This is a genomic window from Embleya sp. NPDC059213 (genome assembly GCF_042754445.1).
Taxonomy (GTDB): domain Bacteria; phylum Actinomycetota; class Actinomycetes; order Streptomycetales; family Streptomycetaceae; genus Embleya.
The window spans coordinates 1-12,293 of sequence record NZ_JBHZAV010000245.1 but is presented as its reverse complement, the minus strand read 5'-3'; the positions used below and the strand labels follow the sequence as shown (position 1 = coordinate 12,293).

General features: G+C 72.3%; 12 protein-coding genes. 1 reads left to right on the top strand and 11 read right to left on the bottom strand.

Features of this window, described 5'->3' with window-relative positions:
• Window positions 1-7 precede the first annotated feature (7 nt).
• From ACFXMF_RS43395 to ACFXMF_RS43380, 4 genes are all read right to left on the bottom strand, one after another.
• A complete protein-coding gene (locus ACFXMF_RS43395; protein WP_379992199.1) occupies window positions 8-511 on the bottom strand; it encodes a peptidylprolyl isomerase in 504 nt (167 codons plus the stop codon).
• Window positions 512-619: 108 nt separating this feature from the next.
• Entirely contained in the window at window positions 620-2,758 is a 2,139-nt protein-coding gene (locus tag ACFXMF_RS43390) for an MMPL family transporter (protein ID WP_379992198.1), read from the bottom strand.
• A gap of 171 nt (window positions 2,759-2,929) precedes the next feature.
• Complete coding sequence (locus ACFXMF_RS43385) at window positions 2,930-3,571, bottom strand: NAD(P)-dependent oxidoreductase (protein ID WP_379992197.1); 642 nt, start codon at window positions 3,569-3,571, stop codon at window positions 2,930-2,932.
• Window positions 3,568-4,383 (bottom strand): SDR family NAD(P)-dependent oxidoreductase, encoded by an 816-nt coding sequence (locus ACFXMF_RS43380; protein WP_379992195.1) that lies wholly within the window; start codon window positions 4,381-4,383, stop codon window positions 3,568-3,570. The genes ACFXMF_RS43385 and ACFXMF_RS43380 overlap by 4 nt, the downstream gene beginning before the upstream one ends.
• Before the next feature lie 193 nt (window positions 4,384-4,576).
• On the opposite strand from ACFXMF_RS43380, the gene ACFXMF_RS43375 reads away from it, so the two are divergent.
• Complete coding sequence (locus ACFXMF_RS43375; protein ID WP_379992193.1) at window positions 4,577-5,176, top strand: TetR/AcrR family transcriptional regulator; 600 nt, start codon at window positions 4,577-4,579, stop codon at window positions 5,174-5,176.
• A 170-nt stretch (window positions 5,177-5,346) separates the two neighbouring features.
• Here ACFXMF_RS43375 and ACFXMF_RS43370 read toward each other — a convergent pair whose 3' ends face one another.
• The 7 genes from ACFXMF_RS43370 to ACFXMF_RS43340 all read right to left on the bottom strand — a co-directional run bounded on the left by ACFXMF_RS43370 (window position 5,347) and on the right by ACFXMF_RS43340 (window position 11,950).
• Window positions 5,347-5,475: a hypothetical protein gene (locus tag ACFXMF_RS43370; protein WP_379992192.1), complete on the bottom strand. Its 129-nt coding sequence runs from the start codon at window positions 5,473-5,475 to the stop codon at window positions 5,347-5,349.
• Window positions 5,476-5,499: 24 nt separating this feature from the next.
• Window positions 5,500-6,366, bottom strand: coding sequence for an ABC transporter ATP-binding protein (locus ACFXMF_RS43365; RefSeq protein WP_379992191.1), 867 nt, complete (start codon window positions 6,364-6,366; stop codon window positions 5,500-5,502).
• Window positions 6,345-7,400 (bottom strand): iron chelate uptake ABC transporter family permease subunit, encoded by a 1,056-nt coding sequence (locus tag ACFXMF_RS43360; protein ID WP_360324035.1) that lies wholly within the window; start codon window positions 7,398-7,400, stop codon window positions 6,345-6,347. Before ACFXMF_RS43360 ends, ACFXMF_RS43365 begins: the two co-directional genes overlap by 22 nt.
• Window positions 7,397-8,434 carry a FecCD family ABC transporter permease gene (locus ACFXMF_RS43355; RefSeq protein WP_380021160.1) on the bottom strand — a complete coding sequence of 346 codons (1,038 nt, stop codon included), beginning with the start codon at window positions 8,432-8,434 and terminating at the stop codon, window positions 7,397-7,399. The genes ACFXMF_RS43360 and ACFXMF_RS43355 overlap by 4 nt, the downstream gene beginning before the upstream one ends.
• Window positions 8,435-8,456: 22 nt before the next feature.
• Window positions 8,457-9,521: an iron-siderophore ABC transporter substrate-binding protein gene (locus tag ACFXMF_RS43350; RefSeq protein ID WP_379992694.1), complete on the bottom strand. Its 1,065-nt coding sequence runs from the start codon at window positions 9,519-9,521 to the stop codon at window positions 8,457-8,459.
• A gap of 186 nt (window positions 9,522-9,707) precedes the next feature.
• A complete protein-coding gene (locus ACFXMF_RS43345; RefSeq protein WP_379992695.1) occupies window positions 9,708-10,727 on the bottom strand; it encodes an L-tyrosine/L-tryptophan isonitrile synthase family protein in 1,020 nt (339 codons plus the stop codon).
• 20 nt (window positions 10,728-10,747) lie between these two features.
• Window positions 10,748-11,950 (bottom strand): cytochrome P450, encoded by a 1,203-nt coding sequence (locus ACFXMF_RS43340; RefSeq protein WP_360324049.1) that lies wholly within the window; start codon window positions 11,948-11,950, stop codon window positions 10,748-10,750.
• Between the last annotated feature and the right edge of the window lie 343 nt (window positions 11,951-12,293).

Below are 12,293 nucleotides of genomic sequence, written 5' to 3'. Positions count from 1 at the left end.
GCGGTGCTCAGCCCTTGGCGGCGTCGACGACGCCCGACGCGGCGACCACGATCTTGCCCTTGGTGGCGCCGGAGCGCGAACCGAGCTTCTCGATCTGGTCGACCAGCTCCTTGCCCTCGACGACCTCGCCGAAGACGACGTGCTTGCCGTCGAGCCAGGAGGTGACGGCGGTGGTGATGAAGAACTGCGAGCCGTTGGTGTTGCGGCCCGCGTTCGCCATCGACAGCAGGTACGGGCGGTCGTGCCTGAGGGTGAAGTTCTCGTCGGCGAACTTCTCCCCGAATATGCTCTTGCCACCGGTGCCGTCGCCGCGGGTGAAGTCGCCACCCTGGAGCATGAATTCCGGGATCACCCGGTGGAACGGCGAACCGGCGTAGCCGAAGCCGTGCTGTCCCGTCGCCAATTCACGGAAGTTGCGCGCGGTCTCCGGGACGACCTCGTCGAAGAGGGCGAAGACGATGCGGCCCTGGGGGGCGTCGTTGATGCTGATGTCGAAGTAGACGTTGCTCATGACGCCCATCCTGCCCTACTCGCGCGGCCCGACCCGTCGGGGGCTCCTCGGCCCACTGCTCCCCGACCGACGCCGACCCCCGTTCCTCCCCTCACCCGGCTCGACGGTTCAGGTGTTGCGCTCCGGTCGGCCGGGGCGCCAGATGCGCGGCCCGATGTCCAGCGCGAGGGCGGGCACGAGCAGGCTGCGGACCAGGAAAGTGTCCAGGAGCACGCCGATGGACACCAGGAGACCCTGCTGTAGGGACGTGACCGTCGGGATGACGGTGAGCACCGCGAAAGTGGCGGCGAGCACGATCCCCGCCGAGGTGATCACCCCGCCCGTGACGGTCAGCGCGGTCAGCATGCCCTCGCGGTGGCCGCGCCGGCGGACCTCCTCCCGGGCCCGGGTCATCAGGAACACGGTGTAGTCGATGCCGAGCGCGACCAGGAAGAGGAAGCCGAAGAGCAGCAGCCCCCGGTCGATGCGCGGATGACCCAGGGCACGGAAGACCAGGACGGCGGCACCCACCGCGGCGGCATAGGAGAGCACCACCGACAGCAGCAGCACGATCGGTGCCACCAGCGCCCGCAGCAGCACCACGAGCATGATCAGCACGATGCCGAGCACCAGCGGGATGAGCAGTTTCTCCTCGCTGCCCTGGGCGTCGGAGGTGTCGAGGGCAACCGCGCTCTGGCCGCCGACCACGGCGTCGGACGCGGCTCCGGGCGCGTGGTCGAGGGTGCTGCGCATCAGTTGCACGGTATGCCGGGCCGCCCGGGTGTCGGGGGCGTCGGCGAGGACCACGTCCAGGTGGGTCCACCCACCCGCGGACCGGTCGACGGTCGCCGATCGCACGCCCGGCACGCCGTCGAGTACGGCCAGCACGGTCGTGGTTGCGCCCGTGGGCACGTAGACGTCGGCCGGCGCGGCGGATCCGGCGGGGAAGTGCGCGGCCAGGAGTCGTTGGCCGCCGACCGAGTCGACCTCCTTGGTGAACTGCTCCGCCTGGGTCTGGCCGGTGCTCGTGGCGACGGCGCCGAGTGCGAGTGCCCCCAGGACCAGTGCGGTGCCGATCCACAACAACCTCGGCGAGCGGCCCACCAGGTAGGCGACCATGGCCCACAACCCGCGACCGGCCCGGGCGGAGGATATGGCGGCGGCGTCCGGCGCGTAGCGCGGCACGAACGGCCAAAACGTCCAGCGGCCCAGGATCACCAGCAGCGCCGGCAGCAGCGAGGTCATCGCCAACGACACCACCGCGACCCCGATGGCCACCACCGGGCCGAGCCCCCGGGTGGAGTTCATCCTGCCGAACACCAGGCACAGCGTCGCCGCGATCACGGTGAGCGCGGACGCGGTGATCGCCGGCAGGCACCTGATCAGCGCCTGCGTCATCGCCTCGTGCCGGTCCTGATGCCGGCGCAGTTCCTCGCGGTAGCGGGCGACCAACAGCAGCGCGTAGTCGGTGCCGACCCCCAGGACCAGGACGGTCAGTACGTACGCGCTCTGCCCGTTGACCAACAATCCGGCGTGCTTGGCGAGCAGGTACACCACCCCGTTCGCGATCTGCGCGCCCAGGGCCACGGACACCAGTGGGATCAGCCACAGGACCGGACTGCGGTAGGTGATCAGCAGGAGCAGCGCGACCAGGCCGAGGGTCGCGCCGAGCAGGGCGACGTCCATCCCGGAGTAGATGTCGATGAAGTCGGCGACGTTGCCCGCCTGGCCGGTGATCCTGACGTCGAGCCCGTTCGGCGCGTTCGCCCGGGCGAGGTCGCGCAGGGCGTGGACGCCGTCGCCGAGCACCTCGCCGTCGTTCTTGGCGGTGCGCAGCGGGACGCTCAGGAACACCGCCTTGCGGTCCTCGGCGACGACCGGCGCGGGCACCGTTCCGGCCGCGGCGCCCTTCGTGGTGAGCGTGGTGCGGTCGCCTTCGACCTTGGCCAGGTCGGCGTCGGTGAGGCCGCCGGCGCGGGCGTAGACGACGACGGCGGTGCTGACGTTCTTGTCGGCGAAGTGCTTCTCGCCGACGTCCGTGGCCTTGGTCGACTGGGCGTTCGCGGGCAGCCAGGTCTGCGGGTCGTTGTCCTGGACCGAACCGATCTTCGCGGCGAGCGATCCGCCGACGGCGGTCAGCACGACCCAGATCGCCAGGACGGCCCACTTGGAGCGGCGGCCCGCGACCAGGCGGGCGTAGCGCTCCCAGCCGCGTGCGGGCGGTCTCGGTGGAGCGGAGGGCGGGGTCGCCGCCCGGGTTGTCGACATGGTCTTTCCTCTTGGCTCGGCGGCCCGGTCGGGGCCGGGCGGTGTCGGGACGAGGCGGTGCCGGCACGAAGGTGTCCCGGCACGAAGGCGTGCCGGGACAAGGGAGTGCCGGGACAAGGGAGTGCCGGTGCAAGGCGTGCCGCTACGAAGGAGTGCCGCGACAAGCCGCGGTCAGTACGACAGCGAGACGCGGCGCCGGAAGACGGCGTGGTCGTCGAGGTGGCCCAGGACGAAGTCCGCGAGGTCGGCGCGGGAGATCTGCGTCGGCCGGTCCAGGGGGTCGTCCCCGTCGTGGGTGAATCGGTAGCTGCCGGTGTGTGGTCCGTTGCTGAGCATGGGGGCCCGGATGACGGTCCAGTCGACCGTGTCGTCGGCGGCCAGGTCGTCCTCCATGCGCCGCATGTCGGCGTAGGCGTGGCGGTGCAGCGGCCGGATGATCAGCCGGGTGACCAGGCGTTGGGCCGCCGGGGTACCGGCTCCCGAGTCCAGGGCACCGGAGGAGAGGCAGATCAGCCGCCGCACGCCCGCGCCGGCCATCGATCGACGCAGGTTGGCCGTGCCCTGCGAGTAGATCGTGGTGCGGGCCCGGGTGGTGGCGCCCAGGGCGCTGAGCACGGCGGCGTGGCCGGGCAGTACGACGTCGATCGAGGAGCGGTCCAGTGCGTCGCCGGCCACGACGCGCAGCCGTTCGTGGCGCGTGGTGATGCGTTCGGGGTGTCGGGCCAGGGCGGTGACGTGGTGGCCGGCGATCAGGGCCTGCCCGACCAGGCGGGCGCCCGTACCGCCGGCCGCGCCGACGACGAGCAGGTTCACGTCGTGGTCCGGTTCGCTCGCGGGCCGGCGGCGGGCCGACGGAAGGGCGGCGAGCCGGCGAGTTTGCCGCCGTCGATCGGCAGTGTGGCGCCGGTGATGAAGGACGACTCGTCCGAGCACAACCACACCACCGCCGCCGCGACCTCCTCCGGGAGGCCGATCCGCCGCATCGGCATGGCCTGGGCGGCGGCCTGCCGGGCCTGGTCGCCGGCGGCCTCCAGTTGTTCGGTGTGGATCGGTCCGGGCGCGAGCGCGTTGACCCGCAGGCCCGAGTCGGCGTAGTCGAGCGCGGCGGTGCGGGTGAGCCCGATCAGGCCGAACTTGGCCGCGACGTAGCCGCTCAGTCCGCCGACCGCCTGGAGTCCGGCGGTGGAGGACATGTTGACGATGGTGCCCGCGCCCCAGTCGAGCATCGCGGGGATCTCGTACTTCATGGCCAGGAAGACCCCGCGCAGGTTGACCGACAGCGCGCTGTCGAAGTCGGCGACGTCCACGTCGGCGAGCGGGGTGGGCGGGTGGCCGCCGCCGGCCGCGTTGTTGACCGCCGCGTCCAGGTGCCCGAATCGCTCCACGGTCGCGCCGACCAGGCGTTCGACGGAGGCGGCGTCGGTGACGTCGGTGGGCACGGCGAGTGCGCGACCGCCGGCCGTTTCGATCTCGGCGGCCAGCGCGGCCAGCGCGTCGGCGTTGCGGGCGGCGAGTACGACCGCCGCTCCGGCGCGGTGCAGGGCGCGTGCGGTGGCGGCGCCGATGCCGCGGCTGGCGCCGGTCACGATCGCGACGCGGCCGTCGAGCGGTTGTGGGGTGGTCATGGTGCACTCCTGTATCGAGGATGGTCGAAAGGGGCGGGGTCGGCGGTCGCGTGTCGGAGTCGGAGATGGGAGACGAGCGATCGCGGTCGGCCCGAAAACGCTTCCGGGCAGGCCGGGGTAGGCGCGATCCGGTGGGTCGCGTAGAATTCAATGGACAGACAGTAAATCCAAAATGATGGAAGGGGCAAGCCGCATGAGTCCGCGTGTGTACAAGTCCGACAAGCGCCAATCCGCCGCAGAGGAGACCCGGCAGCGGATTCTGGCCGCCGCCCGCGCGCTGCTGGCGGCCCCGAAACCCACCCAGATCTCGGTGGACGCGATCGCCAAGGCGGCGGACGTGTCCCGGCAGACGATCTACAACGCCTTCGGCGGCAAGTCCGGCCTGCTGGAGGCCCTGTTCGACTCGCTCGCCACCCGGGCGGAGATCGACCTGCCGGCGGCCTTCGCCGCCGCCGATCCCGACACGGCGCTACGCCGGTTCGCCGAGAGCTTCTGCCGCTTCTGGGCCTCGGATCCGCTCGTGATCCGCCGGCTGCGCGGCATGGCCGTCATGGACTCGGAACTGGACCGGTTGCTCCGCGAGCGCGACGACATGCGCCGCACCGCGCTGACCACGCTGCTGGACGCCCGGGAGCAGACGGCCGCCGACGAAACGATCGATGTCATCTGGCAGCTCACCGGTTTCGAGACCTACGACGGCCTGGCCCGCCGCGATCCCGCCCGGGACCCGGCGGCGGTGACCGCCCTGGTGGCGACCGCCGTGACAGCCGTGTACGCGGCGGCGGGCGACTGAGGCCGGTTCGCCGCACCCCGGTTCACCGGCCGCACGCTCGCTCGGATCGGCCTCGGTGTCGGTGCGGACGGATACATTCGCCGGAGCCGCCGGAGACTTGCCCCCCAACCAGGTCCGGCGGTGCGCCGAACGGTCCGCCGTCCCCCACGGGCGGCGGACCGTTCACCCGCTCAGCGCGATCGACCGGCGGCGGCGGCCTCGGCCCGCTGCACCAACTGTGCGATCAACGCGGCGAATCGGGACCACAGTTCGCGGGGAAGGCTGTGGCCCATGCCCTCGACCAGGACCGACTCCGGCACCGGGGACGGCGGCGGCCGTCGCTGCTACCGCAGCGATCGTGGTCGGCGAGTCCGCGACGCCGACACGGTCGAGGAGCGGGCGTGCGGGATCACCATCGGGGTGTGCGTGAGCGGGTCGGGGGCGATGTCGCAGGCCAGGCCGAAGACCTCGTGTACCCGGGCGGCGGTGAGCACGTCGGCGGGCGGACCCTCGGCGACGACCCGGCCGGCCTTCATCACCACCAGGTTCGAGGCGAACCGGGCGGCCTGGTTGAGGTCGTGCAGCACCGCCACGATGGTGCGGCCCTCGGTGTTCAACTCGGCGCACAGTTCCAACAGGTCGTACTGGTGCGCGATGTCCAGGAAGGTGGTCGGCTCGTCCAGCAGCACGATCGGCGTCTGTTGGGCCAACACCATCGCGATCCAGGCCCGTTGGCGCTGACCGCCGGACAGGTCGCCCGCCGGGGTGCCGGCCAGGTCGGTCAGGCCGGTGCGGTCCAGCGCGAACGCGATCGCCCGGTCGTCGTCCGGCGACCACTGGCGCAGCAGGGTGTGGTGCGGGTGTCGCCCGCGCCGGACCAGGCCGCGCACGCTGATCCCCTCGGGCGCGATCGGGCTCTGCGGGAGCAGCGCGACCTTGCGGGCGAACTCGCGCCCCCGGTGGGTGTGTACGTCCCTGCCGTCGAGGGTGATCGTGCCGCGTACCGGCTCCAGCACCCGGGCGAAGGACTTGAGCAGGGTGGATTTGCCGCACCCGTTGGGACCGACGATGACGGTGAGGCCGCCGGGCGGGATGTCCAGGTCGACGCCTTCGACGACCGGGGCGCGGCCGTAGGTCAGGGTCAGCTCGCGGGCGCTCAGCCCGGCCGGGGCGGGCGCCGGTTTGCCGTTCACAGTCGTCCACTCCTCCATTCGCGGGTCAGCAGGTATCCGAGGTAGCCCCCGCCGAAGGCGAGCGTGTAGATGCCGACGGGCAGGGGTTCCACGTACGGCAGTTGTTGCGCGGCCAGGTCGGCGACGGTCAGCAGCAGCGCGCCCACCAGTGCGGACAACACCAGGTGTGGGCCGGTGCCGCGGGTCAGTCGGCGGGCGATCTGCGGCGCGGTCAGCGCGATGAAGGCGACCGGGCCGGCCACGGTGACCGCGCCGGCGGACAGCACGATGGCCAGTACGACGGCCGACGTGCGGGTTCGGCCCGGGTTGCCGCCGAGGGCGCGCGCCGTCTCGTCGCCCAGTTCGCCCAGGTCCAGGTGCCGGGACAGGGCGACGGCCGGGCCGATCACCACGAGCAGGACCAGCCCGATGGTGGTCGCGTCGTCCCAGGAGCGGGCCGCGACGCTGCCGTTGACGTAGGCGCTGAGCGCGCTCGCCTTGTCGCGTTCGACGACGTAGACGACGTACTGCGTGACGGCCGTGCCGATCGCGGCGACACCGATGCCGGCGACGACCAGGCGTCCCGGGTCGCGAAAGCCGCTGCCGGTGGCCAGATGCACGATGCCCATCGCACCGGTCGCGCCCAGGAGCGCGCCGATCCACACGGGGGTGTCGCCGGGCAGGGTGAGGGCGAAGATCGCCGCTCCGGCGCCCGCGCCGCTGTTGAGGCCGATCACGTCCGGGCCGGCCAGCGGGTTGCGGGTGGCGGTCTGGAACAGCGCGCCGGACAGCCCGAAGGCCGCGCCCGCCCCCAGGCACACCACCAGCCGCGGCCCGCGCAGCCGGTTGAGCACGAACTTCTCCTTGCCCTCCGCGCCGCCGAACACCGCGGGCAGCAGGTCGCCCGGGGCGATGCCCAGCCGACCCAGGGTCAGTGTGGCGACCGCGGCGGCGACGGTCAGTGCCAGTACGACGATCGCGGCGAGCACGCCGGCGCCGCGCACCGGAAGGGCGATCACCGACCCGATCCGCAGGTAGCCGCGTGGGCGCACGGTCTCCCTCGACGCGCTCATCCGCTCTCCCGCATCCGGCGTACGGCGATCAGCAGCGCGGGCGCGCCGACGAACGCGGTGACCACGCCCACCATCAGTTCCTGGGGACGCAGCAGGACTCGGCCGACGACGTCCGCGAGCAGCAGCAGGGCCGGCCCGAGCAGTGCGGCGAAGCCGACCTGGAGTCGGAAGTCGGTGCCCACCAGGGCGCGCACGATGTGCGGGACACCCAGGCCGACGAAGGCGATCGGGCCGACGGCCGCGGTGGCGGCGGCGCTGATCACGGTGGCCGCCGCGAGGCCGCCCGCACGCAGCATCGCCGGGTCGGCGCCGAGCGCGGTGGCCGATTCGTCGCCCAGGGCCAGCGCGTTCAGGCCGGGGCCGAGCAACAGCGCGACGCACAGGCCGAGTACGGCGAACGGCAGCACCGACCAGAAGACGTCCCAGTCGCGTCCGCCCAGTGCGCCGACGACCCAGTAGCGGTAGCTGTCGAAGACCTTGGGCTTGCTGAGCGCGACCGCCTGGATGTACGCGCCGAGCACCGCGGACGACACCGCGCCGGCCAGCACCAGTCGCACCGGACTGCCGCCCGGCCCGCCCGCGCCCAGGACGTGCACGAAGCAGCCGGCGAGCAGGGCGCCGGGCAGGGCCCACCACAGGGCCGCCCAGCTTCCGGTGGCGCCGGCGAACGCGGTGCCGGTGACGATGCCGGCCGCCGCGCCGGCGTTGATGCCCAGCAGTCCCGGGTCGGCGAGCGGGTTTCGGGTGACGCCCTGCATCAGGGTGCCGGCGACGGCCAGACAGGCGCCGGCGAGCACGCCGAGCGCGGTGCGCGGGTAGCGGCTCTCCACCACGGTGGTCAGGTACGGGTCGCCGCGGCCGGTCAGCACGGCCACGACGTCGCCGAACGAGGTCGTCCTGCTGCCGAACATCACGCTCGCCAGGAGCGCCACGGCAAGGAGCGCGAGGCTCGCGGTCAAAAGCGCGACCGTACGACCGGCGCCGGTGCGCGAGGCACCGACGCCGGTCGTACGCAGGCGCGAATCGGCACTCATCCGCGTCGGGTCTCGGCCTCGACTACTTGCCGGCCTTGGCGACCGCGGCGTCGATCAGCGGCAGGTAGCGCTCGATGCTCCACGGCACGGTCAGCGGGTTGATCATCGAGGACGCGGTGACGAACGGGTTGTCGTTGCTCGCCACCACGGCGCCGCGCTTGACCGCCGGTATCGCCGCGTACAGGGGCTGGGCCTCGATCTCCTGGCGGGTCTTGGCATCGGTGTAGAAGGTGAAGACGACGTCGCTCGCGGCCAGCTTGTCGGCGTTCTCCAGGCCGATGATCGCCGAGTCGGTGCCGTCGGTCTCCGGGAAGGTGTTCACGATCGGGTCGAGCTTGAGCCCGAGCGAGGAGACCACCGAGACGCGCTGTTCCTCGGGCTTGAACACGCCCAGGGTGCCGGGGCCGGTGGTGTAGATGTAGGAGAACGTGACGTTCTTGTAGTTCGGCCGGGTTGCGGCGGCATCCGCGAGTTGCTGCTTGATCTTGGCGGTCAGGTCCCGGGCCTTGTCCGGCTGCCCCAGTGCCTTGCCGACGATGTCGATCTGCTGGTCCCAGTCGGTGCTCCACGCCTTCTCCGGATACGCGACCGTGGGCGCGATGTCCTTGAGCAGGTCGTACTGCTTCCGGGTGAGGCCGGACCAGGGGGCGAGGATGACGTCCGGGTCGAGCGCGGCGATGGCCTCGATGTCGAGTTCCTCGCCGCCCTTGATCTGCTTGGGCAGTTTGCCGCCGGTCCTGGTGACCGCCTCGTGCACCCAGGGCAGGTAGCCGGACTTGTCGCTGCCCCACTCGTAGCTCTCGATGCCCACCGGGACCTGCCCCAGCGCGATCGCGGTCTCGGTCGATCCCTGGCCCAGCGTCACGATCCGCTCGGGCTTCCCGGTGATCCTCGCATCGCCCAGCGCGCTCTTGATGGTGACCGGGAACGCCGCCTGCGTGGCGGCGGGCGCGGCGGGCGCACCGGCCTTGTCGCTCTCGGCGTCCTTGTCGTCGGCACCACAGGCGCCCAGCGTGAGGGCGAGTGCGGCGACGGCGGCCGGGACCGCGAGGCGGCGACGGAGCAGACCGATGGGGAGCGGGGACATCGATGACCTCTTTCTGTCCGACCGGGCGGTTTTTGCCAACCAAACAGTCGGTACTGATTCCACTGCGGTGCGTCACCGAGCAGGGGCGGCGTCGTACGACCCGAATGCGCCGCACTTGTTAGGCAAGCCTAAGCTAAGCGTCCGGTGTGTCTCAATGCGCCCCTCGGTTCCGCGGCCCTCCCGGATCTACCGCCGGCCGGCGCCGAGCGGGTCGGGCCGGTCGGCCGCCGGGCGGGCCGCCGACTCCTGGCGGTAGTGGCTGGGACGTCCGTCACGGTGCACCAGCACCCCCAGGCGGGCCGCGTCGGCGCGGTGGAGCAGGTGCGGGCGACCGTCCGGGCGATGCAGGACGGTGGCGTGCCAGGGGGTGGCCCACACGTCCGGGGCGTCCAGGAGTCGGATGCCGAACTTCTCCGAGCCGCGTCGTTGCGGATGGATGGACAGGCGCAGCGCGTCCGGGTGCCGCTCGGCGATCAGGTCGCCCCAGGCGCGACTGCGCTGGATGACGCCGTACGCGCGGGTGCGGCACTCGCGTTGCAGCGCCGAGCGGGTGCCGGGGAAGTCCACCGCGTCCTCGAAGAGGAACCGGGTGATGCCGCGATACAGGCGCAGCGTGTCCTCGTCGGAGCGCACCTGGGCCCGCAACTGCGCGACGCCGGGCGCGTGTCGCGCGTGCAGCCAGGCACGTTTGCGCTCGTGGGTCTCCTCGCCGCGCACGTCGCGCAGGTCGAAGACGCCCAGGTGGCGCAGGTCGTCCCGGGCGATGATCGCGCGCAGTTCGTCGGCGTAGGCGTCGATGTGCGGGTCCGGGACCCCGATCAGGTCGGCGAAGACGTGGCCGTCCGAGCAGATCAGCATCCGGGCGCCGGGTGGGTGGACGCGGGCGATCGCGGCGCACAGTCGGTCCAGGAAGGCCAGGCTCAGGCGTTCGCCCTCGTCGGGGAGCCGGCCCAGGACCTTGTTCGGATTGGGTGACTTGCAGGGGAAGGCCGGGAGGGTCAACACGACGGGTTCGTCGCGGTCGACGAAGCGGGCCAGGCGGTCGAGTTGGTGTGGGAAGTCGGTGATCGATTCGGGCTCGGCGGCGGCGTCGCGGCCGGGCCGGCGCTCCTGCTCCGCCGCGCGCCGGTGGGGCAGCAGGAGGTTCAGGATCGCGGCGCCGACCGCGAGGGGGTGTGCGGGGTCGCGGGGTCGGGCGTCGTGCATGGGTCGGCTGCTCCGCGTGCTCAGTCGCGTGCGCGGTAGGTGACCGGCAGCGCGTCGACGCCGCGCGCGAGCACGGCCGGGATCCAGTCGATGTCCTCGACCGGTACCGCCGGAGCCAGGTCGGGCAGCCGCGCCAGCAGGGCGCCCAGGGCAACCTGGAGTTCGACCCGGGCCAGGGTGGCGGCGGGGCAGAAGTGGATGCCGTGTCCGAACGCGAGGTGCGGGTTGGGGCTGCGGTCGAAGTCGAGGGTGTCCGCGTCGGGGAAACGTTTCGGGTCCCGATTGGCCGCGCACAGCGAGACGATGACCGAGTCGCCGGCGGGCACGACGGTGCCGTGCAGGTCGTCGTCCGCGCCGAGGAAACGCCACGTGGTGAGCTCGAAGGCACTGTCGTAGCGGAGGAGTTCCTCGACTGCGCCGGGCAACAGGGAGGGGTCCGCGCGGAGTCGGGCCAGGTGCTCGGGATGGCGCAGCAGGGTCGTCAGCGCGGTGCTGATCTGGTTGGTGACCGGTTCCTGTCCGGCGACCAGGAGTTGGAAGACCATCGAGTCCAGTTCCTGGTCGGTGAGGTCGCCGGCACCGTGCGCGGCGACCAGTCGGCCGAGCAGGCCCTCGTCCGGGTGGGCGCGCCGGTCGGCGACGACGTCGGCGATGTAGCCCTGGAGCGCGCGCAACCGCCCCTCGTAGTCGGCACGTCCGGGATCGCGCGGCCCGACCGGCTGGACCACCTTGCACCACTCGCGCCGGAATCCGGCCGCCGACTCGGGCGGGAGGCCGATGACTTCGGCCAGCACCAGGAACGGGAAACGAGCGGCGAAACACGCGACGAGATCGGCGCCGCCGGTCACGGGCATGGCGTCGATCAGCGTGTCCGCGAGGTGTCGGATGCGCGGTCGCAGCGCGTCGATCCGACGTGGGGCGAACGCGTCGGTCACCAGGCGCCGCATCGCGGTGTGCTTGGGCGGGTCCTGATGCAGCAGATGCACCTGCAGTTGCGCGTGTTGCGGCTCGGGCATGATCGAGGCGAGGGCCCGCCAGCGATCGTTCCCCAGGTCGTGATTCTTCCCCAACCGCGGATCGTTGAGCGTGTCGAGCGCGGCCTCGTACCCGGTGACCAGCCAGGCCCCGACCCCACTGGGAAATCGCACCCGATGCACCGGCCCACGCTCTCGCAACTCGGCGTAGAGCGGGTAGGGATCACGTTTGTACGCCCGCCCGTACAACTCGACGACTTCGGCGCGATCACGTTCCGGCTCAACGCGGTTCGGGCTGGACGTCGCCGTGTTCGGGCCCGGTGCGGGGGCGTTCGGGTCCGGTGCGGACGTGCGGGTGCCGGGCTCGACCCCAGTCACGGGGGGTGGGTCTTCCTGGTGCGGGTTCCGCGCGGGGGCATACATATTCGAGTAGTCGGACGCACCCCGACTCCGGTTCCGACCAAGGGGAACCCGTCTCCCGGGGCCACCTCACCGCCCGTGCCGCGCCCCCCCCCGCGGCCCCGCACCGGGGCCGCGGGCGCGCGGGGGTGCGAGCGGTGGGGGCCGCCCACCCGCGGCCGGGTGTGGCGCG

Coding starts and splice junctions, on each gene's coding strand:
- ACFXMF_RS43395 (WP_379992199.1), bottom strand. CDS start 511: ATGAGCAACGTCTACTTCGACATCAGCATCAACGACGCCCCCCAGGGC.
- ACFXMF_RS43390 (WP_379992198.1), bottom strand. CDS start 2,758: ATGTCGACAACCCGGGCGGCGACCCCGCCCTCCGCTCCACCGAGACCG.
- ACFXMF_RS43380 (WP_379992195.1), bottom strand. CDS start 4,383: ATGACCACCCCACAACCGCTCGACGGCCGCGTCGCGATCGTGACCGGC.
- ACFXMF_RS43375 (WP_379992193.1), top strand. CDS start 4,577: ATGAGTCCGCGTGTGTACAAGTCCGACAAGCGCCAATCCGCCGCAGAG.
- ACFXMF_RS43365 (WP_379992191.1), bottom strand. CDS start 6,366: ATGGAGGAGTGGACGACTGTGAACGGCAAACCGGCGCCCGCCCCGGCC.
- ACFXMF_RS43360 (WP_360324035.1), bottom strand. CDS start 7,400: ATGAGCGCGTCGAGGGAGACCGTGCGCCCACGCGGCTACCTGCGGATC.
- ACFXMF_RS43355 (WP_380021160.1), bottom strand. CDS start 8,434: ATGAGTGCCGATTCGCGCCTGCGTACGACCGGCGTCGGTGCCTCGCGC.
- ACFXMF_RS43350 (WP_379992694.1), bottom strand. CDS start 9,521: ATGTCCCCGCTCCCCATCGGTCTGCTCCGTCGCCGCCTCGCGGTCCCG.
- ACFXMF_RS43345 (WP_379992695.1), bottom strand. CDS start 10,727: ATGCACGACGCCCGACCCCGCGACCCCGCACACCCCCTCGCGGTCGGC.